The organism is Chryseobacterium sp. SN22 (assembly GCF_008329705.1).
Taxonomy (GTDB): domain Bacteria; phylum Bacteroidota; class Bacteroidia; order Flavobacteriales; family Weeksellaceae; genus Chryseobacterium.
Window position 1 is genome coordinate 39,316 of record NZ_VTSX01000007.1, and the last position, 23,947, is coordinate 63,262.

The following is a 23,947-nucleotide window of genomic DNA, read 5'->3' on the forward strand; positions in this document are numbered from 1 at the left end:
TTTGCTTTAGCCTCGCGATTAGTAATTTTTTACCAGCAGCCAGCTCGTGTATTTTACGGTTGTTGTTCCTCCGAATTCCGTCCAGCTGACGAAATACCAGTAGGTGGCAGTATTCACGGGACGCCCTGTTATTTTTCCGTCCCAGATAAATCTGTTGGCAGAAGAACCTCGGAAAACCTCTGCGCCGTACCGGTCGAAAATCCTGAAGATAATATTCTCATTATTCATCAGGGCGGAGTAATCAATCGCATCATTATAACCGTCCAGATTCGGTGTAATGGTATTGATAAGATTAATGATCACAAAGGTTCGGGTGGCTTCCTCGCATCTGTTGGAATCACGTACGTGCATCGTATGGTTTCCCCGCGGTACATTATAGAATACATTGGAACTCTGCCAGCTTGTGCCGTCCAGGGAATATTCATAAGAAGGCGTGCCGCCGCTTACCCCGATGGTTACCGTATTGCCGTTGATTTCGATCATTGTGATCACCGGAAGGGTAGATTCCGTAACGTCTACCGTCTGCCGGTAGGTACATCCGTCAAAAGTAAGATCTACGTAATAGGCTCCGGAAGAAACATTAGAAATTGATTGGGTTGTTGCCCCTGTGCTCCAGTGATAGCTGTCAAATCCCGGCCCTGCATCAAGGGTAGTCAGTGTATTGGGACAAATGGTTTTATTCACCAGTGCCTGCGAATATTTAGGGATCTTGACGGTTATGGTAATGGAAGCAACATTCGGGCAGACACCGGGTTTTTCAAATCTTATATAAACGGTTGTTGAGCCGGTTAAGTTCATGGGATTCGTCAGTATCGCCGTATTATTCTGTGCATCAAGTAAGGTAGGGTGAAAGGTTGCCGTTACCTGCGGATCTGTAGTAAACTGATTGATAAAAGACTGCAGGTCGAGCGATTTGATTCCGTCCAGGTCATCGTCGCACATCGTCATGGTATAGCTTGCTTTAAGCAGAGGCACTTTGGCACCGATTGTAAAAATAAGCGGCCTGATCACCGGCGGGCACCCGTCGGGAGATTCCACTCTGATGTAAATGGTGGTGGTTGTAGTGTAGGACCAGTTGTTAGGCAGCGTATTCGTGCTTCCTGAATTGGCCTCTGTAAGGTTTGCATAATATCTTACGTTGGTAAAATAGGAAGGGTTGCCCAAAACAACAGGTGTAATGCTTGATAGTGTAACATTCACCACCCCATCCAGGTTATCATCGCAGAAGCTTCCCGTATAATTGCTGAGTACGTTTGCAAAAGGATATAAATTAAGGGTGATCTGTGCAATGACCTTGCATCCGATATTGTTCTTCACCACTGCATAAACGATAGTCCCATTGGTGGCGGTATAGGTTGCAGGTGTTGGAATTTCCGTTCCGGCCGTTTCATTCTGTGCATTGAGCAGGGATGTATAATAGGTAATGGTTACCGGTGAATTGGTAGTTACGTTTGCCGTGGTTAAATTGAATACCCCTTGTCCGGAACCGTTGTCGCAGGACTTAAGTGTTGCGTTGTTCACCGTCAGGACCTGAATGTTAATTGTTACCGTTACCGTTTCACAGTCGGGAAAATCAGGATTGTTTCCGCAGAAAGTATAGCTGAATGTATCCGTTCCCGTTGTTCCGGGAGTAGTCACCGTATAAGTAATCGCTCCGGTAGCCGGATTTATGGCTGCGGTTCCTAAGGTAGGAGCTGTAAGGATCGTTACCGTTGAAGGTACCGGGGTCTGGGTAGAATTCGTAAACGCCGGTGCAATGGTTCTGGTTGTACATACGCCGTAAGTGGTACTGGTAAGCCGGGTACAGTTTAACACTTTAAACTGTTCCGTGATCAGGGGCGCACAGCTTCCCATGGTAACGGAGCAGGTATAATAGCCGGGCTGCGCCGGGGTAATCGATGAACCGGTGGCCCCTGGAATCAGAACACCGCCGACATACCATTGGTACGTATCGTAAATAATGGGGTCTACCGTAAGCACGATCCCCGGTATACAGGTTCCGCCGGATCTCAGGATCACCGGCTGCGTCGGGAACCCGGCAAAAAATCCGCCGTAGCCCACGGCATCACTTCCGGCATTAATCCCAGCTGTGATCGCCTTTGAGGAATTGATGGTAATGGTACCGGTGATATTCGGAATGCCGTAGGTAACCCAGTTATTGGTTCCCGTCATATCAAAAGGGCCGGTCGTAGCGGGTGGTACGCCTCCGTTTACGGTGACAACGGCGCCTCTTTCGGTAATCAGGTTCAGCTTTGTAGGAATGTTGAGGATGCCATTCGGATTTCCTTGGGAATAAACAAAATTCTCATTAATAAGACCAAGCTCATTGATCTGTTTCGGAAGGTAGCAGTTGAGCGCAGGAATAAAATTAAAACCACCCGTTGCTACTTCATCTCCTGCAGTGCCGTTACCGGCAAGCACCTGATAAATGTAAGCGTTTTTTGTGGTTTTAATGTACAGGTTATAATGTCCGTTCCCCTGAAGCTGGTATTTGGTACCGGGAATCATGAAGTATTCACCTGTATTCAGCGTGGCAATGGGGGCTAACTCACCGTTTACCCGGATTTCCGTATTGTTCTCGGTGGCAATAACAAGGGCACCTTCCATATTGGCTCCGATGCTTCCGTTGCCTTTTACCAGAGCAAACTCATTTCCCAGTCTTTCCACGGGAACCGCCTGATCCATCAGGATATCAGAACTAAAAGGAAGATTGCCTGCATACTGTCCGTTAAAGTTTCCGTTGGTTACATTTATGTTTTTATTGGCCACGATTTTGGCCCCGATGAAGCCATCGGAATTTCCGGTGTTGCTGCCGCTCCCGTCGATGATGTAAGATTGTCCTTTGTTCAAGGTAAACGTCATGGTTGGGGTAGTGGTTCCTGTCGTTCCGTTCGAAAATTGTACGGAAGGCTTATATCCCGATACGGTAACGGTCGTATTATCATCCGTTGCAAGGATACTCGTCATAAAATTCAGGATCGAATTATTGACGGTAATGGGAGCAGCGGCTGCGTAGAAGAGTTTTCCGGTAGAAGGTATCCCTTTGGAAGTTATAATTTCGGCATGGTTATAAACTGAAAACCTCAGGTTGGCATAAAAAGGGAATTCGGCTTTTACATAAATCCCTTTTGTGGTCGGTGTAAAAAGATCGGTCTGTTGGGTAGTAATGATATAATCTCTCAGGATATCAACTTTCTGAGGATTTCCTTTACTGATGTTTATTGTCGTAATTAAAGTATTGTTGTTGTAAATGCTTACCGGAAACGGGGTTGTACGGTTGGTGGAAAGATACAGTTTTTGATAAGGATTGGGATTTCCCGTACGGTCCACCATAGGGGCAAACCAATGTTCCCTGTCCAGCTGCGCAAATGAAAAGGTGAAAAAATAAAATATAAATAAAAGGGATAAAATTTTCTTCATTTAGGTTACCTTTAACACAAATTTAATAATAAAAAGCATTATCCTGTTAAAAAATTAACAAAAAACCATGATTTCAAAATCATGGTTTTCAGTATTTAATAAGAGGTTTTAATCGATATTTTTCACAAGAACCCAGCCGGAATATTTCATGTGAGTTTGTGCCTTGTTCGGCTCGGTCCAGGTAATTTCATACCAGTATGTGGCAGTAGGAAGTTTCTTGCTATACATGCTTCCGTCCCACTTGTAATTGTTGAATGCATCAGCCTGATGGATCTTATTCCCGTATCGGTCGTAGATATTGAATACCAGGTCTTTCTTATAAGACAATTCCGAATAGTCGATATAGTCATTCTTGTTGTCTCCGTTCGGGGTAATGGCATTCAGCAGGTTGGGTACCGTTACGGTAACATCAATCGGCTCACAGTTGTAAAAATCTTTTACATACACCCGGTTTTCGCCTCTTGGAAGGTTTTCAAAGAAATTTGAATCCTGCCATTTGATGCCGTCCAGTGAGTATCGGTAAGCAGGAGTTCCGCCGTTTACCTGTACTGTAATGGTATTGTTTTTAATATCAACCGATGTAATCACCGGTTGTGCTGCCGGGCTCACTTTTACGGGCTGAAGGGTGTAGCATTCCCCCGATTTCAGGTTTACCCAATAGGTTCCGACACCGGCATTGATGGTTTGGGAGGTTTCACCTGTGCTCCATTCGTAGCCGTCAAATCCCGGCCCGGCATCCAGTACGGCTTTGTTTTCAATGCAGATGGTCTTATCCGTTAATACTGTGGATTTTACCGGAGGAATAACCACCAGCGTGATTTCAGCAATGCTGTAACATCCGTTTGAGTTCGTTACTTTCACATAGATTTTCGTGTCGGATGAAATAAAATTGGATGCCGGCACAATAACGTTTGTTCCGTTATTTAGATCGGCAAGTGTAGGGTAAAAGGTTTTCACCACTCCGATTGCCGTAGTAACGGGTGCAGTTTCCAGATTAAACAGCGCGGTTGTAGGTTTTGCAGCAATATAGCAGGATCTTACGGATACATTTTTTACCACAGGATTGGGATCAACGATCATGGTCATGGTTACCTGTTCGCAGCCTACACCCGTCGCAGGGTCGGCGCAGAAATGATAAACCAGAACGTCATTACCTGCAAATCCGGCATCCGGTGTATAGGTGATGTTTCCTGTTGAGGCTTCGATAGCCGCCGTCCCGTGAGCAGGCGGCGTATCAATCTGCAAGGTACCGGAAACAATCGCCACCGGATGGTTGGTAAATTTCGGAACAATAGTCTTCTGAGCATCGCAGACCACCATGCTTTTGGTAACCTGTTCATAACACGATTCTATCAGGAAAACGGGAGTGGTCGCAAAGCATCCGCCCATTCCTACTTTTACCGTATAATTTCCGGGAAGCAGAGGGTTGAAAGTATGGCTGTTGGCCCCGGCAACAGGATTGGGACCCAGGAACCACTGATACGATTCAAAACCGTCTCCCACTTCCAGGGTGATTCCGGGTATACAATCTCCGGTTTTGCTGATGACCGGTATGGAAGTAAAGCCTGCAAAATAGCCTCCGTATCCTACCACACCGCTTCCTCCGGCGATTCCTGCCGTAACGGCTTTGGTGGAATAGATCGATACATTTCCCGTAACGCCTGTAATGGAGTAGGAAACCCAATCCAGTGTACCCGTTACATCGTAAGGGCCCTGTGCTGCGGTGGGAGCCACCGGTGCTCCGCCGTTAATGCTGTAGGTAACTGCGGCCCCTTTTTCCGTTAAGATATTTAATTTAATCGTATTCGATGTATTGGGCGGAAGTTTTTCAATCATTCCGATTTCATCGATTTTTCTTGGCAGGAGACAATTGAGGGGTGGAATATAATTAAATCCGATCGTTGCGCTGGAAGTCGGGGTGCCGGCAAGAAGCTGGTACACGTATGCATTTTTAGACGTCCTTACATACAGGTTGTAATGATCATTCCCCTGGTTGATGTAATTGGTATTGCTGATTTCGTTGACCCGGTAATGCTGGCCTTCGTTAATGGTAGCAACGGCTACAGGATTGTTATTTACGAAAATCTTGGTGTCGTCTTCTGTAGCAACAATCAAAGCATCTTCCGTAGCAGCAGCTATATTCCCATATCCTTTTACGAGTACGAATTCTTTTCCGAGCCTGTCGGTAGGTACCGACTGATCCATCACAATATCTCCGTTGGTAAGCGGAGTTCCAATATTGTATTCACCCAGGAAATTCCCGTTGGTAATTGAAATCGGTTTGTCTGAAACGATCTTTGCCCCGATGAAGCCTTTCAGGTTTCCCGGCTGGTTTCCGCGGCCTTCCACCATATACGACTGTCCTTTATTCAGGGTAATCGTCATCGCAGGCATGGCGGCTGCGGTAGTCCCGTTTGTAAAAACAACGTTGTTGGCATATCCGGAAATGGTAACCGTGGTATTGTCCTGAGTGGCAAGAATCCCCGTTGTAAAGTTCATAAACCCGCTGGTATTGGTAAGGGGTGCAACCACGGCATAAAACTTTGTGCCGATTCCTGCTTTTCCTTTCGAGGTTAGAATTTCCCCGTGGGCAGGAACGATAAACCGGAATGTTGCGAAAAACGGCTTGCTTCCTTTCAGGTAAAGACCTTTGGTGCCGACACTGAAAAGGTCCGCCGCAACCGACCCGATCATGGTAGCGGCCGTAATATCAAAAAGCTGCGGACTGCCTTTGCTGATGGTAACAGTGCCGATAACAACGTTGTTGTTGTATATATCTACTGCAAACGGTACCAGGGAATCCGTAGAAAGGTAAAGGGCCTGTTTTGCCGTAGTGGGAGAAAAATTGGCTGACGAGAAAGGCGCAAACCAGTGTTCGGTATCTCTCTGTGCCGAAAGATGAATGTATGACAAAACAAAAAGAAGCAGAAAGTACAGGTGTTTTTTCATGGTCGTGAAATTAGCTTTTTGACAAAAATAGATTTTTATTTTTAATTAATGGAAAAAGAATAAAAAAAGCACAGTTATAAAACTGTGCTTAAGATTTGGATTAAATTTTATTAATCTCTGTTTTTAACAACAATCCATCCGGAATATTTGATTGGAGTCTGCTTGCTGTTTGGCTCATTCCAGCTGAGATCGAACCAGTAGTTTCCGGTCGGTACTTTTTTGCCGCCGACACCGCCGTCCCACTTGTATCCGTTGGCTTTATTCCCCTCATGCATTTTTGCTCCGTACCGGTCATAAATATTAAATACAAAATTCGGTTTGTGAGCCAGTGCGGAATAGTCCAGCATATCGTTGACGCCGTCTCCGTTCGGAGTGATGATGTTGATGAGGTTCGGCACGGTAACTTCTACATCAATAGGATCACAGTCATAGGAATCTTTCAGATAGAAGGTATTATTTCCTCTCGGAACATTAGTGAATACATTCGAATCCTGCCATTTGATGTTATCCATAGAATATTGGTAAGGAGTGGTTCCTCCTGCTGCATTTACGATAACGGTATTGTTTGAAATATCGATGCTTGAAATCACAGGCTGCTCCGAAGCATATACTTTCACGGTCTGCCTTGTTATACATTCGCCTGTTTTAAGATCTACCCAATAAGTTCCTACCGTTACATTGTTGATGCTCTGGCTGGTTGCGCCGGTGCTCCATTTGTAAGCCGAGAATCCCGGACCTGCATCTAATGTAGTGGCATCTTCCATACAGATGATTTTGTCTTCAAGAATGCTTGAATATACGGGCGGAAGAACCACCAGGGTAACTTTGGCTATTCTGAAACATCCGTTCGCATTGGTTACCCTTATGAAAACAACACCATTGGGAGCGGTATAATTTACGGGATCTGCAATCTGATTGGTTCCGTTTTGCGCATCGGTAAGCGACGGATAATATTTTTTAGTAACACCCGGCGTACTTGTTACAATAGCATTTGTTAAATTAAACAAAGCCATTGCCGGAGTCGCCGTTATAAAGCAGGATCTTAAAGTGGCTTCATTCACATCCGGACTTGCCGAAACGGTGAAGGTTAAGGTTACCTGCTCGCAGTCTGTAAATTCAGGATCGTTTCCGCAGAATTTATAAACGATCGTATCCGTACCTGCAAATCCGAAGGTTGGGGTATAGATGATAACCCCATTTGGATCAATAACAGCCGTACCGTTTGCCGGAGGTGTTACGATCGTTACGGTACTCGGAACATAAGTTTGTGTAGAGTTGGTAAATGAAGGAACCACGCTCTGAAAGCCTTCACAAACCGTTAATGCTTTTGTGGTCTGATTAAGACAGGTAAATACTTTAAATACCGGAGTCACTACCGGGGCACAGGTTCCTACGATAACCCGTACCGTATAATTTCCTGACAGGGTTGGTGTAAAGGTGTTGGAAGTTGCTCCCGGAATGGCAGTATTATTTCTGAACCACTGGTAAGAATCGAATCCGTCATCCACCTCAAGGATCAGACCCGGAATACAGTCTCCGGCCTGTTTTGCAATTACCGGGATCGAAGAGAACCCTGCAAAATAACCGCCGTATCCCACAACTCCGCTTCCTCCGGAAATACCGGCGGTTACAGCTTTGGTAGAAGTAATCGTCATATTTCCCGTTACATTAAGAACAGAATACGAAACCCAGTTGTTGGTTCCCGTTACGTTATAGGGTCCCTGAGCGGCCGTAGGAGTCGCTCCGTTTACCGTAACGGCAGCTCCTTTTTCGGTAAGGATATTCAGTTTTACATTATTCGTAGTAGGCGGCAGGATGTTGATCATTCCGATTTCATCGATTTTTCTCGGTAAATAGCAGTTCAGCGGCGGGATATAATTGAACCCGATTGTTGCGTTGCTCGAAGCAACCCCTGCCAATAGCTGATATACATATACATTTTTTGTGGTTTTGATGTACATGTTATAATGGTCATTACCCTGATTGATATAATTGGTGTTGCTCACTTCATTTACCCTGTAGCTTTGCCCTTCGTTAAGGACAACGGCCGGGGTAGTGCCTGCATTAATATATACTTCCGTATTATCTTCCGTGGCCACGATCAGGGCATCTTCCATTCTTTTGCTGATGTCCCCGTTTCCTTTTACCACGACGAATTCATTTCCGAGCCTGTCGGTAGGTACAGATTGGTCCATCACGGTATCCGATCCGTCAAAAGAACCTGTAAGCGCAAACTGTCCGTTAAAGTTTCCATTGGTTACCGAAACGGGTTTATTGGCAACGATTTTGGTACCGATGAAGGCTTTTTTATTGGCAGCCGTATTTCCTACCCCCTCTATAAGGTAAGATTGTCCTTTATTTAAGGTAAAGGTTATAGTCGGGTTTGTTATTCCTGTCCATCCATTAGTAAATATGATGTTTGGGGAATATCCGGAAACCGTAACGGTAGTGTTGTCTTCCGTTGCCATGATTCCTGCCATAAAGTTAAGAAGGTTGTTGGAGGCAGATCCGGATACAATGTTTTCAATGGGGGATACCACGGCATAAAATTTTGTGCCGATGCCTGCTTTTCCTTTTGAAGTAAGGATTTCTCCATGGCTGGATACCGAAAAACGGAGCGTTGCATAATAAGGCCTCGTCCCTTTGGTATATAATCCTTTACTGATCGGCGTAAACAGGTCGGTTTCCGCCGAAGTGATGATGGCTGCCAGGGGAACCGCAAATGTCTGAGGGCTTCCTTTACTGATGGTTACCGTACCGATCAGCACATTATTGCTGAATATCTGTACGGGAAAAGGAGTTACGGAGTCCGTAGAAAAATACAAAGCCTGCTGCGGACTCGAGAGCACGGAGCTTCTGGCTGCCATCGGGGCAAACCAGTGGTCGGTATCCCGTTGCGCAAAGACCGTATTGATTCCCAAAAGAATCAATACAAACGATAATAAAATTTTATTCATAATATGGAATATGGATTCTTGCAAAAATAATAGAAAATTCTTTTAAATATTAAATTATTATTAAAATTTATATTCGTGCATAAAAAAAACCACGATCTAAAATCGTGGTTTGAGAATTTTTCTGTAAGGGATCTTTAGTCTATGTTTTTCACCATGATCCAGCCGGTATATTTGATCAGCGTCTTTTCTTTATTCGGTTCATTCCAATTGATGTGGAACCAGTAGGTCCCTGTGGAAATTTTCTTATCGAAATGTCTGCCGTCCCATTTGTAATTGTTGAATTTATCACCGGTGAACACTTTGTTGCCGTATCGGTCGTAGATCGTAAAGCTCAGGTTTTCCTTATAAGCCAGTTCACTGTAATCGATATAGTCATTTTTATTATCACCATTCGGCGTAATGGCATTGACCAGATTCGGTACGGTAATCTCCACCGAAACCGGCGTACAATTGTAAGCATCTTTTACATAAAATATATGCTGTCCTCTTGAAAGCCCTGTAAATACGTTTGAATCCTGCCAGTTTGCAGGGGTATCCACCGCATACTGATAAGGTGCTTTACCGCCTTTTACCCGAACGGTTGCCGTATTGTTGGAAATTTCAATTTCAGAAATTACCGGGTCTTCCGCTTTTTTAACACTTACCAGCTGCTTCACAGAACATCCGTTGTCTTTAAGAATGACCCAATAGTTTCCTACGGATACTCCGGAGATGGACTGTGTCGTAGCTCCTGTGCTCCACAGGTAAGACTGGTAGCCCGGTCCCGCATCAAGATTGGTTCTTGCATCGATACAAATCGTTTTATCTACCAGAACAGGCGATCTTTTCGGTGGAATTACAACAAGGTTTACCTTGGCAATGGCATAACACCCGCTTGAATTAAATACCCTGATGTAAACGTTTCCGTTTCCTGAAATATAAGCTAAAGGATTCAGGATTTCATTGGTCGCGTTGTTGGCATCCACAAAAGTAGGGTAATACTTTTTAGTGATCGGCGTTTGTGTTGAAACATTGGCTAAAGAAAGGTTGAATGAAGCCTTCGTTTCATCCGCTTCAAGGAAACATTCGCTTATAGTCGCTTCAGTCACCACCGGTGTCGGAAGGAAATCCAAAGTGATTTTTGCATTTCCGGTACAGCCTTCATTGGTAGTTACCTTTACATATACAAAGCCGGCTCCTGAGAAATAGTTGGTAAGATTTGTTGTGATTTCATTGGTTCCAGCATTCAGGTCAGCCAGTGTCGGATAGAATTTTTTAACCACAGGATCGTAAGTTGTTACGTTAGCCGCTGTAAGGTCGAAGAATCCTTTTCCATTATATTGGCATGCTTTGATGGTGGTATCCGTTAAGATAAAAGGAACTACTGTCAGGCTTAGGGTGACTTGTTCACAGTCAACAAATTCCGGTGCGTTTCCGCAGAATTTGTATACAATAGTATCAGGTCCTAAATATCCCGGGTTCGGAATATAGGTAATCTGGCCTGATCCATTGATGGTTGCCGTTCCGTGGATAGGCTGGGTAATAATGGTTACGGTGCTGGCCAGCGGTGTCTGTGTGGTCGTAAATGAAAACGCAGGCGTAATGATTTTCGTGGCACAGGCATTAATGTTGGCTGTGGTATTTCTTACGCAGCTGGTTACTTTGTAAACCGGTGTAGTAACGGGTGGGCAGCTCCCGATTGTTACCTTCACGGTGTAGTTTCCTGCAGTTGACGGTGTAATGGTGTTTTGTGTGGCACCGGCAATAGCTACGCCGTTTAGGAACCACTGATACGTCTCATAGCTATCATCTACTTCCAGGATAATCCCCGGAATACAATCCCCGGTCTGCTTAGCGATTACAGGAATAGAAGAAAAGCCTGCAAAATACCCTCCGTACCCGGCGGTGCTGTATCCTCCGTTGATTCCGGCAGTTACTGCTTTTGTAGAGTTAACCGTAACGTTTCCTGAAATTCCTTCGATCGCGTACGTTACCCAGTTGGTGTTTCCTGTAAGAGGATAGGGCCCCTGGGCTGCTGTCGGCGTTGTTGCCGGACCTCCGTTAGAAGTGTAAGTAACGGCTGCGCCAGCTTCCGTCAAAATATTCAATTTTAGGCTGATTCCAGAAACGCTCGGCATTTCATCGATCTTTCCGATCTCGTCTATTTTTTTAGGCAGGAAACAGTTCAACGGCGGGATGTAATTGTATCCTCCTGTGTTGTTTGCCGTACCTACGCCCACCAGCTGGTACAGATATACGTTCTTGGAAGTGGAAACCAGCATATTGAAATGTCCGCTTCCCGGAGTCTGTTCGATATAATTTGTTTCGTTGATCCTGTACCATTGCCCTGCGTTGATGGTTGCTAAAGGGGTGGTTCCGCCGTTCACAAAAATCTGGGTATTGTCTTCCGTTGCAATGACGATTCCTCCTTCCATATTTTCAGCAGGGGCCGTGGACTTCGTTTTTACCATGGCAAATGTGCTGCCTAATCGTTCTACGGGAACCGACTGGTCCATAATCAGGTCGGAACCGGAAGAGCCTAGCGCTCCAAAATTACCGTTAGCACTTCCGTTGGTTAAAGTAATAGGCTTGTCGGAAACAATCTTTGCTCCTATAAATCCTGTGAGATTGGCGTTAGTTGCATTATTCCCGGCCATGATATAGGATTGTCCTTTATTCAGGGTGAAAGACTGGGAATTTCCTGCAGTCGACCCGCCGATGAAAACCAGCCCGGGTGTCGTCCAGGTTACCGTTACCAATGTATTATCTTCAGTCGCTAAAACTCCTGCTGTAAAATTATTGCCTGAACCGGTACCCGCATTGGTGTTGGGCGCGTTGGCTACATAAAATAATTTTCCGATTCCGGCCTTACCTTTAGAGGTAATGATTTCACCGTGAGAGATTTGTGCAGACCTTAGGGTGCAGTAGAAAGGCTTGTCCCCTTTCAGATAAAGTCCTTTTGTAATTACCTGAAGGGCATCAGCTGTCGTTGTCGCAGAAACAAGGCCTGCAGCCACGGTATATGATTGCGGATTTCCTTTGCTGATGGTAACCGTCTGGATCAGGTTGTTATTGTTATAAATTTTTACATCAAAGGGAGTGGTTGAATCAGTTGAAAGATACAACGCATTGGTATATCCCGTTGCGGATGCATAATAAGGTGCGATCCAGTGGTCCGTATCCCTTTGGGCAAAAACGGTATTAAAACTGAGGAGTAATAATACGAAAGATAATAGAAATCTTTTCATGTACAATGATTTAGGATTTCTACAAATTTAATTAATTATCTATATACCGTTAACAAAATGTAAATAAAAATTTAAATTTATTCACGATTTTTAATTAGAATCCATCCGGAATATGAAACCGGCAATTTGGTGTCCGGCTCGTTCCATCGTAATAAATACCAGTAGGTTCCGGTTGGCAATGGTGCTCCGTTTATTTTTCCGTCCCAGGTATAATTTTTATCAGTGGACTTATGAACAATCGCCCCGTAACGGTCTGCAATCTCAATAGAAACGTTCTGTTTAATTCTCAGATCGGAATAATTCAGTACGTCATTATGGCCGTCACCATTCGGCGTTATGGCATTAATCAGATTTAAAACCAAAAACTCTGCGGTTACCGGAGAGCATCCGTCTGCACTGATTACATACACCGTGTGCAAGCCTCGTGAAATCCCGGTGAAGATATTGGAAGACTGATAGTCAATCCCGTTTAATGAATATTTATAAGGCGGAGTACCTCCTGATACGCTAACCGTGGCATTGTAGCCTGAAACCTCAACTTTTGTAATTTTCGGCGCAGGGGCTGTTGTCACATTTACAGACTGACGGTACACACAGCCGTTGAACCCGAGGTCTACATAATAGATTCCCTCCCCAACGTTTACCGTCTGGGTTGTGGCTCCCGTGCTCCACAGGTAGGACGTGAATCCGGGGCCGGCATCCAAAGTGGCCTTATCATTGAGGCAGACTACTTTATCGGTCAGCAGGGTGGATTTTTTAGGCGTTTTTAAAGTGATGGTTAAAATGCCGGTGTTCGGACATGCCGCAGCACTTATAAATCTTACATAAAAGGTCTGGGTTGAGGTAATGCTCTGAACCGAAGAGATGGCATTGGTTCCTGCCTGTGCGTTCGCTAATGTACTGTAAAAGGTTATACTTACCGAAGGATCAGCGGTGAAGAGATTTTTATAATCATTCAGGTTGGCACTTTCCGAGCCGTTCACATCGCTGTCGCAGATTTCAGCATTGCCATTCCCTGAAGTAAGCGTAATCCTGTTGCCGATCTTAAAATTAATCTGTCCGAAAGCAGGAGGACAGCTTCCTGTAAGCGCATCCACCCTTACGTAGACTGTTGTACTTGCCGTATAGGTCCAGTTCGCCGGTAAAGTATTGTTATTCCCTGCAGTGGCATCCGCCTGGTTTGCATAATACCGGACGTTGAAGCTGGCGGAACCCGCTACGATCTGCGGTGTAATGGCGGGAAAATTCACATTTACAATCCCATCGAAATTATCATCGCAAAGGGTTGCGTTATAGTTGTTGGTATTGATATTGGGCAACGGAATAACCGTTAAGGTAATCTGAGCAACCTTTGAGCAGCCTGCCGGTGAGGTTACGTTGACATAAACAACTCCCGAAGGTCCTGAATAAGTTGCCGGGTTGGTAATCTGCCCCGTCAGGTTGGAATTGGTAAAATAGGTAACCGTTATTCCGGGATCGGAGGAAACAGTGGCGGAAGTCAGGTTAAAGGTTCCGTTTCCGTTTGCCCCTGCACAGGCTGTCAACGAACTGTTGGTTACATTAGGCAATGGATTTACCGTCAAAGTAATCTGAGCGGTTTTTGAACATCCTGCCGGTGAAGTTACATTGGCATACACAATTCCCGAAGGCCCGGAGTAGGTTGTTGGATTGGTAATCTGCCCCGTCAGGTTTGCATTGGCAAAATAAGTAACGGTAACTCCGGGATCGGAGGAAACTGTAGCGGAAGTAAGGTTAAAGGTTCCGTTTCCGTTCGTTCCGGCGCAGACCGTCAGAGAACCGTTGGTTACAGTCGGCAGAGGATTCACCGTTAAGGTGATCTGAGCGGTTTTTGAGCATCCTGCCGATGAGGTAACATTGGCATAAATAATTCCTGAAGGTCCTGAATAAGTTGCCGCATTAGTAATCTGCCCGGTTAAGTTTGAATTGGAAAAATAAGTAATGGTTACTCCCGGATCGGAAGAAATATTGGCTGAGGTCAGGTTAAAGGTTCCGTTACCGTTTGTTCCTGCGCAGGCCGTTAATGAAGTATTATTTACTGCCGGTGAAGGAGTGATCGATAAAAGGATCTGAGCCGTTTTTGAACATCCGTACGGAGAAGTTACATTGGCATAAATGGTTCCTGCCGGTCCGGTATAAGCAGCCGGATTGGCAATCGGTGTTCCCGTTAAAGCCGGATTGGTAAAATAGGTAACTGTTATTCCGGGGTCGGAAGAAACATTTACCGAACTGAGATTAAAGGTTCCGTTTCCGGTTGCATCTGCACATGAGTTTAAAGCTCCGTTGGCCGTTTGAAGAACATCCGTATTGATAATAATTTTAAAATACTCAAAATCGGCAGGGCTTCCGTTCCCCTGCACATAATAAATAAATGTATCGGTAGTATCGGCTGTCAGTCCCGGGTTTGGAGTATAGGTAATCTGCCCGGTGGCAGGATTCACGGTAGCTGTTCCCGAAGTCGGCGCCAGAATGATACTTGTATTAACCGGCACAATGGTTTGCCCAGAAGTGGAAAATGCCGGTGAAATTACTTTGGTATTGCAGGATCCTATGTTATAGGTCGTGGTGGTAATGGGAGGACAAAGCGTATAGGTATATGCATTGGTTGTAACGCTTCCGCAATTGTTTTTCGTTACCACACAGGTGTAATTTCCGGCACCGTAGGTTTCCGGATTTATCGAATAGGACGTGGCACCCGGAATAAGATTTCCGTTGAGATACCATTGATAGGTATCATATGAATTATCAACCTGTAGTAAAATCCCCGCATAGCAATCTCCGGTTTTCGAGATGACAGGGACTGATGAAAATCCAGCAAAATAACCGCCATAGCCCACGGCTCCGCTTCCTGCGGCAATTCCCGCCGTTACGGATTTTGTTGAATTCACAGTTACTGTTCCTGTGATATTAGGGACGGTGTAGGTTACCCAGTTCGGATTTCCGTTTACCGGAAAAGGGCCGTTTGCTGTTGCAATCGGGGTTCCGTTTAAGGTAACGGTGGCGCCGGTTTGGGTAATGATATTTAGTCTTGTATTGAAACTCTGACTTCCGATTTTATTGATAAAGCCGATTTCATCCACCTTATTCGGCATATAACAGCTCAACGGTGGGATAAAATTCATGCCGCCGGTAGCATATTCGTTTCCGTTAAGGCTGGAAACTCCTGCCAGCAGCTGATAAACATAAATGTTATTATTCGCCGAAATCCCCATGTTGAAATTGTCCCCGGTTCCGTGCTGGATGTAATTCATACTTGGAACCATGTAATATTGTCCTGCGTTCAGGGTAATTCCGGAAGGAATGCCGTTAATGGTAATATTGGTGCCGTTCTGGGTAGCCACAATCAGTGCTGTTTCCATCTCGGATGCTACGGTTCCGTTTCCTTTTACTACCACAAATTCTTTTCCCAGACGGTCAACCGGTACCGCCTGGTCCATCAGGATGTCGTTGTTGGTAAAATTTAAGCTGGTGTAAATTCCGTTGAAGTTTCCGTTGGTTACGGAAACCGGCTTGGTCGACTGGATCTTGGCGCCGATCAGCCCATCAAGATTATTTACTGAATCGGTGCTTAAAGCATCCAGAATATACGATTGTCCTTTATTTAAAGTAAACGTTTTCGTAGGGCTGGAAGTCCCGTCTGAGAAAACAACATTCGGGTTATAGCCGGAAAGGACTACAGAAGTATTGTCTTCAGTTGCCGTAACGCCTATGGTGGAATTTACATAATTGGCCGTTCCTGTAATCGGGGCCATCCCTACATAAAAAGTGGTTCCGAGACCAGCCAGTCCTTTGGAAGTAATGATCTCCGCATGGTTGGGAACCGAAAACCGGTAGTTGGCAAAAAACTTTTTGCTGCCTTTCAGATAGACTCCCATTGAGTTAGGCGTAAAAAGATCGGATGGGTTATCTGTAATTAAAAAATTATTAGGAATACTTACCTGCGCCGGATTTCCTTTACTTACCTGTACGGTTGCAAAAAGGGAATTGCTGTTGTAAATCTGTACGGAAAAAGGGGTAGCCTCATCCGTAGACAAATATAAAAATCCTTGAAGATTGGCGGTTCCTGCCTTGGATGCCATCGGAGCAAACCAATGATCTGTATCAAGCTGCGCATTGAATAATAAACAAAGAAAAGTACAAATGGTTAGTAAAAGTTTTTTCATATTTCTCAATAGGGGATGCAAATGTAAATATTAAAAATCAATTTTTTACATAAAATTTAATTACACATTTCTCTAATATTTAATATTGTTGAATTTTTAATAATTTTTTAATATTTCAGTGTATTCCATAACCAGGGAAATAAAAATCCCGATGATTCTCTGTCATCGGGATTATTCTGTATTTTTTTTAAATGCTTTTAATCTCTGTTTTTAATCAAAATCCATCCGGAAAGGGAGACCGGCAATTGGGTATCCGGCTCGGTCCATTTCAGGATGTACCAGTAAGTTCCGGTAGGCAGGGTCCTGCCACCGGATTTTCCGTCCCAGGTGTAGTTGTTATTTGAAGATTTATGAACGGAGGCACCGTAACGGTCTGAAATTTCAATAGAGACATTCTGTTTTATCCTTAAATCCGAATAATTCAGGAGGTCATTAATCCCGTCGCCGTTTGGTGTAATGGCATTGATGAGATTCAGAACCAAAAATTCTTTAACGACCGGGGAGCATCCGTCTTTTCCTAAAACATAGGCGGTATGGATGCCTCTGGTAAGACCGGTAAAAGCATTGGAAGCCTGGTAATCGATTCCGTTTAACGAATACTGATAGGGTGGAGTTCCGCCGGCTGCCTGTATGGTGGCAGTCGATCCCGTAACATTGATGCTGGTAATACCCGGAGCCTGGGAAACCGTAACATTTACATACTGGCGGTAAGTACATCCATTGTAGCCGAGATCTACATAATAGCTTCCGGCGCCTGCCTGGATCGTCTGGGAAGTTGCCCCGGTGCTCCATGCATAGGAAGTGAATTCCGGTCCGGCATCCAGCAGTACTTTTTCACTGGAGCAAATCACACGGTCTTTTAAAATGTCCGATTTTTTGGGTGTTTTTAAAGCAATGGTGAGCATTCCCGTATTGGCACATTCCGTTGCGCTGACAAACCGTAGGTAAAATATTTTCGGGGAAGTAATCGGCTGGTTAGGAGAAATGGTATTCGCCCCGTTCTGGGCATCTGCCAGGGTCGCATGGAAAGTTACCGTAACAGCAGGATTGGCGGTGAATGCATTTTTATAATCGTTCAGACTGATATTTTCGTAACCGTTAAGGTCGTTGTCACAAATTTCCGTATTAATAGTGGTAGAAATTAAGGCCGTCCGGTTTCCAATCTTAAAGGCGATCTGTCCGAATGCGGCAGGACAGGTTCCGCTGAGCGCATCCACCCTTACGTAAACCGTTGTGTTTGCCGTATAGGTCCAGTTGGCCGGTAAAGTATTGTTGTTCCCGGCAGTGGCATCTGCCTGGCTTGCATAATAACGCACGTTGAAATTCGCAGCATTAGTAACGATCTGAGGGGTGATGCCCTGAAGGTTTACGTTGATCATTCCATCGAAATTATCATCACACAGACTGGCGTTATAATTTGACGTATTGATATTCGGGGACGGAGTAATGTTTAAGGTGATCTGAGCAGTCTTTGAGCATCCTGCAGGTGACGTTACATTGGCATAGATAATCCCTGAAGGTCCTGAATAAGTTGCCGGGTTGGTAATCTGCCCCGTCAGGTTGGAATTGGTAAAATAAGTTACCGTTACTCCCGGATCGGAAGAAACATTGGCGGAAGTAAGGTTAAAAGTTCCATTTCCGTTTGTGTCCGCACACGAGGCTAAAGAAACGTTAGTCACATTAGGTAAAGAATTTACCGTCAAAGTAATCTGCGCGGTTTTTGAACATCCTGCCGGTGAAGTTACATTGGCATAAACAATTCCCGAAGGTCCCGAATAGGTCGCCGGATTGGTAATCTGTCCGGTTAAGTTTGAATTGGTAAAATAAGTAACCGTTATTCCCGGATCGGAGGAAACATTGGCGGAAGTAAGATTAAAAGTCCCATTTCCGTTTGCTCCGGCACAGACCGTCAAAGAACCGTTGGTTACATTTGGCAAAGGATTTACTGTTAAAGTAATCTGCGCGGTTTTTGAGCATCCTGCCGATGAGGTAACATTGGCATAAACAATTCCGGAAGGTCCTGAGTAAGTAGCCGGATTGGTAATCTGCCCGGTTAAGTTTGAATTGGAAAAATAAGTAATGGTTACTCCCGGATCGGAAGAAATATTGGCTGAGGTCAGGTTAAATGTCCCGTTACCATTAGTTCCTGCGCAGGCCGTTAATGAAGTATTATTTACTGCCGGTGAAGGAGTGAGCGATAAAACGATCTGAGCTGTTTTTGAACATCCGTACGGAGAAGTTACATTGGCATAAATGGTTCCTGCCGGTCCGGTATAAGCAGCCGGATTGGCAATCGGCGTTCCCGTTAAAGCCGGATTGGTAAAATAGGTAACCGTTGTTCCGGGGTCGGAAGAAACATTTACCGAACTGAGATTAAAGGTTCCGTTTCCGTTTGCATCTGCACAGGAGGCCAGCGTACCGTTGTTAACCTGTAGAACATTGGTGTTGATAATGATCTTAAAATATTCAAAATCAAAAGGATTTCCATTGCCCTGAATATAATAGATAAATGTATCGGTGATGTTTGCAGCCGCCGGGTTCGGCGTGTAAGTGATTTGCCCCGTTGCCGGGTTCACCATTATGGTTCCTGACGCAGGCGGTGAAATAATGCTGGTAAGGGATGGGACAATCGTCTGCGTGGAGTTTGTAAATGCAGGAGCAATTACTTTGGTATTACAAGTTCCGATGGTGTAGGTTGTCGTAGAGATCGGAGGACACAAAGTATAATTATAAACGCTGGTTAACCGGGTTTCGCAGTTGTTTTTTGTAATCAGGCAGGTGTAATCCCCGGCTCCGTACAATTCCGGATTAATGGAGAAGGCGGTTGCTCCGGCAATCGGGGTTCCGTTCAGAAACCACTGGTAGCTGTCGTAATTGTTGTCTACCTGTAAGAGGATGCCTGCATAGCAGTCGCCGGTCTTGGTAATGGCCGGTACCGATGAAAATCCTGCAAAATATCCGCCGTAGCCCACCGCTCCGTTTCCGGCAGCAATCCCCGCCGTTACGGGAAGTGTGGAATTAACGGTAACATTTCCGGTTACGCCCTGAATAGAATAAGTTACCCAGCCCGGGTTTCCGGTTACGGCATAAGGTCCGCTTACCGCACCGACGGGACTTCCGTTGAAGGTAACATTGGCGCCGGTCTGAGTGATGATATTTAATTTGGTATCAAAAGAATCACTGCCGATTTTATTGATAAATCCGATTTCGTTAATCTCTTTTGGCAGGAAACAGCTCAACGGCGGGATAAAATTCATTCCGCCCGTGGCATAGACCGTACTGCCTGAAGTTCCTGCGAGGAGCTGATAAACATAAGCGTTATTGGTAGTGGAAATACTCATGTTGTAATGCCCGTTTCCCTGATTAATGTAATTGGTACCCTGTACAATATAATACTGTCCCGCATTTAAAGTAACATTTCCCAAGAGGTTTCCGTTGACGGTGAGCTTGGTGTTGTTTTCCGTAGCGATGACCAATGCTGCTTCCATTCCTGAATTGGCAGGTCCGTTGCCTTTAACCATTACAAAGTTTTTCCCCAGTCTTTCCACGGGAACCGCCTGGTCCATCAGAACATCCACATTGCTGTTGTTCTGTGTGGTATAGATGCTGTTAAAATTCCCGTTGGTAACGGAAATCGGCTTATTGGAAGTGATTTTTGCTCCGACAAGACCGTTCAGGTTATTGGTGGATAAATTGCTTTGGGCTTCGATGATATAAGATTTACCCTTATTGATCGTGAAAGTTCTTGACACAGCGGAAATACCGTCCGAGAAGACAACGCCAGGATTATATCCCGATAAGGTTACGGTGGTATTGTCTTCCGTGGCGACTACGCCGATGGTTGCATTTACGTAAGGTTTTGCGGTGGTGTTCGGGGCTACGCCGACGAAGAAGTTTTTTCCGATGCCTGCCAGCCCTTTTGATGTAATGATTTCTGCCTGGTTGGTAACAGCAAATCGGAAATTGGCAAAGAATTTTTTATTTCCTTTTGCATGAAGCCCCATGGTGCGCTGGGTAAAAAGGTTTGATGGAGTAGAAGCAATCATGTAACCGCTGGGAACCGTTACCCGAACGGGGTTGCCCTTGCTTACCTGGACCGTAGAGAAAACCGAATTGTTGTTGGAAATCTGTACCGGAAAAGGAACCGTTTCGTTGGTGGAAAGGTAAAGGTAGCATTCCGGACTTCCCTGAAGAGAGCTTGCCGACATCGGAGCAAACCAGTGTTCCGTATCCAATTGGGCATTAAAGATTAAGTAAAAAAAAGTGCAAAAGATTAGTAGAAATTTTTTCATTTTCAATAATAAAGGGCTGCAAATTTAAGCATTAATAATGGGCTTTCAACTGAAATTTTCCTTCAGAATATGTTAATTCATGAAATTGTTAAATATTTAATAATCTGTTAATATTCCGCTGATCTGATAATTCAAAGCACAAAAAAATCCCGGTGATTTATCACCGGGATCCGTATCTTAAATCTGAAAAAGATTATAAGCTTACTCTTACAAATCCTGTTACTTTAAGGTCTCCGTTTACAGATTTTACATAGTCGGCAACAGACATGCTGCTGTCTTTAATGAAATCCTGGTGTACCAAAGTGTTGTCTTTGTAGAATCTCTGCATTTTACCTTTAAGGATGTTGTCGATAATGTTTGCAGGCTTGCCTTCTTCCGTAAGTTTATGTCTTTCGATTTCCAGTTCTTTGTCGATCGTAGCCTGGGAAACAGCGTTCTCATCAAGAGCGATCGGGTTCATTGCAGCTACCTGCATAGAAACCGCTTTAGCCGCTTCGCTTGCTCCTTCTACGTTTGCAGAAAGCGCAGTAATGGAAGCGATTTTGTTTCCTGCGTGGATGTAAGCTCCTAAGAAAGGACCTTCGATTCTTTCGAATGCACCGATCTCGATTTTCTCACCGATAACTCCGGTCTGCTCAATTAATTTTTCAGCAACCGTAAGCCCGTGGAAATCGGTAGCCAGTAATTCTTCTTTTGTCGCTGCGAAGATTGCCATTTCGGCCAATTCGTAAGCCAACTCGATGAACGCTTCGTTTTTAGCAACGAAATCAGTCTCACAGTTCAGAGAGATTACAACCCCTAAAGTGCTGTCTTCGTTTACTCTGGCGATTACCGCTCCTTCAGAAGACTCTCTGTCTGCTCTGTTAGCCGCAACTTTCTGTCCTTTTTTTCTAAGGATGTCTACTGCTTTTTCGAAATCTCCTTCAGCTTCTACTAAAGCTTTTTTGCAGTCCATCATACCTGCACCTGTTTGGTTTCTCAATTTTGCTACGTCTGCAGCAGCTGGTGTATAAGACATAATATCTATTATTTTTTTATTTAAGGTTTAGTATTAATTTTTAGCTTAATTTTAAAGCGATGCAAAGATAATGATTTTAATGATAAACTAAAAAATGACTTTTTGCGTTATTTGTATATTTAATAAAATTTTAAATGTTTACTTAATGAAAAAAATATTTCTCCTCATATTTCTATGCATTTTCACCCTTGGTTTTTCTCAAAAAAAGAAAAAAGCGAAATCCAAAGCCATCGTAGAAAAGGAAACGGCCATCATTTATACGGAAAATGATGCGGAAACAACGGCTGAAGCGAGGGTAGTGGCCGGCTTCCTGAAACAGAACCCCGGACATGCCAAAAGCGATTATTTTAAAAAGAAGCTCATCCAGATGATTATGGCCAACAATTCCCCGGAAGCCAAGCCAACAATTAAAGCTGTAAGTGAAGACAAGATCCGGCAGATGGTGCTGGATAATAACAAACTGAACAATGCCAAGACCATCGCCGCTGCCGGTACAGGTTCTGCAAACACCGAGAGAACCGTGAATTATGCCAGTGCTGCCGGTGCCGGCAAAAAATCTTCCGGAGCCAGCGAGCAGAATAAAAAGACGGCCGCCATGCTTACTCATCTTTTTAATAACGACCCGATGGATAAGGAAGCCTACATTAACATCAAGAACCGTTCTAAATGCCGGCTGATCGTAAAAATAAACGGAAAAAAGTATTATAACCTGGATGTCCCGGCCAACGGGCAGAATTTCCTGCTGGTTGAAAAAGGAGAGTATGTTCTGACTACCATGGTCTGCGATGCCAAGTATTCTTCCCTGAAGAAGATCAATAAGGATATTGAGATTGAGCTGAACTTGAGTGAATAGAAGTAGAATAGAAACTGAAAACCCGGTTAAGATTTCCTTAACCGGGTTTTATTTTATCCTTTAAATTGCCCCATGGCAATAAATTTGTCCTGTCTCTGGGTTTCCAGCTCTTTTCCTGTGAATTTTGAAAAGGCTTTGATATTTTGTAAGATCGAGCTTTTCAGGTTCAGGTAAGTGGTCTGGGGATCGTAGTGTGCTCCGCCCAACGGTTCCTCCACGATGCCATCAATGAATTTTTCTCTTAAGGCATCTTTCGGGGTAAGGTTCAGGGCGTTGGCCGCATCTTCCTTGTGGTCCCAGTTTCTCCAGAGGATGGAAGAGCAGCTTTCCGGTGCAATGACCGTATACCAGGTGTTCTCCAGCATGTATACCTTGTTTCCGACACCGATGCCTAATGCACCGCCGCTGGCCCCTTCACCGATAATGTAAGTGAAAATAGGCGTTTTCAACATGGTCATTTCAAAAATATTTCTGGCGATGGCCTCTCCCTGGCCTCTTTCTTCTGCTTCAAGTCCCGGATAAGCTCCCGGTGTGTCCACCAACGTGACTACAGGAACTCTGAATTTTTCAGCAAGCTTCATCAGACGTAATGCTTTACGGTATCCTTCAGGATTCGGCATTCCGAATCTGCGGTGCTGTCTTTCTTTGGTGGTTCTCCCTTTTTGGGTACCGATGATCATTACTTTCTGGCCGTCAAGCGTGGCCAAACCTCCGATCATAGCAGGATCATCTGCGAAATTCCGGTCGCCGTGAAGTTCCAGGAAGCTTCCTTTATCCACCATTCCGTTAATATAGTCCAAAGTGTAAGGACGATCCGGATGGCGGGAAAGCTGTACTCTCTGCCAAGGGGTAAGATTTCCATAGATCTCTTTTTTCTTTTCTATGATTTTATCCTCGATCTGGCTGCATGCTAATTTTACATCAACACCACTTTCTTCTCCTACTAAAGAACAGGTTTGGTACTGGTCCATTAATTCTTTTATAGGAAGTTCGAAACTTAAATATTCCATTCTTGAAGTAAATTAAATCTTTCAAATGTATGAAAAATTA

9 protein-coding genes are annotated in these 23,947 nt (G+C 44.5%); 1 reads left to right on the plus strand and 8 read right to left on the minus strand.

From position 1 onward, the window contains the following. Positions 1-18: 18 nt before the first annotated feature. From FY557_RS06035 to tsf, 7 genes are all read right to left on the minus strand, one after another. Positions 19-3,420, minus strand: coding sequence for a T9SS type B sorting domain-containing protein (locus FY557_RS06035; protein ID WP_149246390.1), 3,402 nt, complete (start codon positions 3,418-3,420; stop codon positions 19-21). A 108-nt stretch (positions 3,421-3,528) separates the two neighbouring features. Beyond that, a complete protein-coding gene (locus FY557_RS06040) occupies positions 3,529-6,369 on the minus strand; it encodes a T9SS type B sorting domain-containing protein (RefSeq protein ID WP_149246391.1) in 2,841 nt (946 codons plus the stop codon). A gap of 110 nt (positions 6,370-6,479) precedes the next feature. Continuing rightward, entirely contained in the window at positions 6,480-9,326 is a 2,847-nt protein-coding gene (locus FY557_RS06045) for a T9SS type B sorting domain-containing protein (RefSeq protein ID WP_149246392.1), read from the minus strand. Between the two features lie 134 nt (positions 9,327-9,460). Next, positions 9,461-12,553 (minus strand): gliding motility-associated C-terminal domain-containing protein, encoded by a 3,093-nt coding sequence (locus tag FY557_RS06050; RefSeq protein WP_149246393.1) that lies wholly within the window; start codon positions 12,551-12,553, stop codon positions 9,461-9,463. Between the two features lie 77 nt (positions 12,554-12,630). After that, the gene (locus FY557_RS06055) at positions 12,631-16,734 is read right to left on the minus strand and encodes a T9SS type B sorting domain-containing protein (RefSeq protein ID WP_149246394.1); all 4,104 of its coding nucleotides are present in this window, start codon (positions 16,732-16,734) and stop codon (positions 12,631-12,633) included. Positions 16,735-16,931: 197 nt separating this feature from the next. After that, a complete protein-coding gene (locus tag FY557_RS06060; protein ID WP_185151665.1) occupies positions 16,932-20,969 on the minus strand; it encodes a T9SS type B sorting domain-containing protein in 4,038 nt (1,345 codons plus the stop codon). Between the two features lie 250 nt (positions 20,970-21,219). Continuing rightward, on the minus strand, positions 21,220-22,044 hold the full coding sequence (gene tsf, locus FY557_RS06065; RefSeq protein ID WP_149246396.1) for a translation elongation factor Ts: 825 nt from the start codon (positions 22,042-22,044) through the stop codon (positions 21,220-21,222). A 145-nt stretch (positions 22,045-22,189) separates the two neighbouring features. Between tsf and FY557_RS06070 the strand changes: the two genes are divergently transcribed. Further along, positions 22,190-22,897, plus strand: coding sequence for a DUF6759 domain-containing protein (locus tag FY557_RS06070; protein WP_149246397.1), 708 nt, complete (start codon positions 22,190-22,192; stop codon positions 22,895-22,897). 53 nt (positions 22,898-22,950) lie between these two features. Here FY557_RS06070 and FY557_RS06075 read toward each other — a convergent pair whose 3' ends face one another. Then, positions 22,951-23,907 carry an acetyl-CoA carboxylase carboxyltransferase subunit alpha gene (locus tag FY557_RS06075; protein WP_146941931.1) on the minus strand — a complete coding sequence of 319 codons (957 nt, stop codon included), beginning with the start codon at positions 23,905-23,907 and terminating at the stop codon, positions 22,951-22,953. Positions 23,908-23,947: the final 40 nt, after the last annotated feature.

Bases quoted from the DNA above. Each gene is read 5' to 3' on its own strand.
- FY557_RS06035 (WP_149246390.1), bottom strand. From the start codon at position 3,420: ATGAAGAAAATTTTATCCCTTTTATTTATATTTTATTTTTTCACCTTT.
- FY557_RS06055 (WP_149246394.1), bottom strand. From the start codon at position 16,734: ATGAAAAAACTTTTACTAACCATTTGTACTTTTCTTTGTTTATTATTC.
- FY557_RS06040 (WP_149246391.1), bottom strand. From the start codon at position 6,369: ATGAAAAAACACCTGTACTTTCTGCTTCTTTTTGTTTTGTCATACATT.
- FY557_RS06050 (WP_149246393.1), bottom strand. From the start codon at position 12,553: ATGAAAAGATTTCTATTATCTTTCGTATTATTACTCCTCAGTTTTAAT.
- FY557_RS06070 (WP_149246397.1), top strand. From the start codon at position 22,190: ATGAAAAAAATATTTCTCCTCATATTTCTATGCATTTTCACCCTTGGT.
- FY557_RS06075 (WP_146941931.1), bottom strand. From the start codon at position 23,907: ATGGAATATTTAAGTTTCGAACTTCCTATAAAAGAATTAATGGACCAG.
- tsf (WP_149246396.1), bottom strand. From the start codon at position 22,044: ATGTCTTATACACCAGCTGCTGCAGACGTAGCAAAATTGAGAAACCAA.
- FY557_RS06045 (WP_149246392.1), bottom strand. From the start codon at position 9,326: ATGAATAAAATTTTATTATCGTTTGTATTGATTCTTTTGGGAATCAAT.